We start from the raw sequence: 665 nt of genomic DNA on the forward strand, positions 1-665 counted from the left end.
AGACGCACTTCCGCCGCCTTGGTCATCGCGTCCGCCGCCTCGATCGCCGGCACCAGGCCGCGCGTTTCAATCATACCCAGTGCCACTCCGCTTACGTTTGCCATGTCAACTACTCCTTTTGGGGTTAAAAAACGGTTAATTCCCTGTCTGTCCAGCGCTGGGATCCCAATGATCGATGATCCCGGCGATGGTCAGGTCGCTCGGAAAGTCTTTACTGCCCGCCGCTTCCCGGGCAGCGGACGAACCTACGCAAATCACCCAGTCGCCAGAGACACAGCCCACCGCATCCACGGCGATGCTTCTCGCACCGCCCTTTTCGCCGCCGCTGGTATCACATTAACCTCGTGCACCACCGGAATAGGTGATAAAAGAGCCTCTGGCATCATTGCCGCTGCTGCCAGTCACTCGGCTGATGGGCAATTCCGGCCGCTCGCGGTCTTTCATTTGAGAGGCCCCAGGCACCGCGCCGCGCTGTTCTCCGCGCAAGGTCGGGTTGCGGCGCGTGGATCTGCCCTCGGTGCCGGTAATGCTTTCATTCCGCCTCCAGGCCGCTCCCGTGATGGCAAAACCCCCTTCACGCCCGTCCCCGGTAAGGCGATTGCGCGGCGCTTCCCGCGTTGCGACCACCGGCGCGGCGCTATAGGCCTCATCCCGATAACGGAACT

1 protein-coding gene and 2 pseudogenes are annotated in these 665 nt (G+C 62.3%); all 3 read right to left on the reverse strand.

Annotation, left to right across the window (positions count from 1 at the left end; genetic code table 11):
• Positions 1-104 (reverse strand): BMC domain-containing protein (locus HF921_RS12705; protein WP_215893501.1); only part of this gene is annotated, 104 nt, incomplete at its 3' end.
• Positions 105-135: 31 nt separating this feature from the next.
• Positions 136-309, reverse strand: a pseudogene (locus HF921_RS12710) (EutN/CcmL family microcompartment protein); the annotation flags it as partial.
• Positions 310-336: 27 nt separating this feature from the next.
• Positions 337-665 (reverse strand): annotated as a pseudogene (locus HF921_RS12715) (CsoS2 family carboxysome shell protein); the annotation flags it as partial.

Source organism: Acidithiobacillus ferriphilus (assembly GCF_018854775.1).
Taxonomy (GTDB): Bacteria; Pseudomonadota; Gammaproteobacteria; order Acidithiobacillales; family Acidithiobacillaceae; genus Acidithiobacillus; species Acidithiobacillus ferriphilus.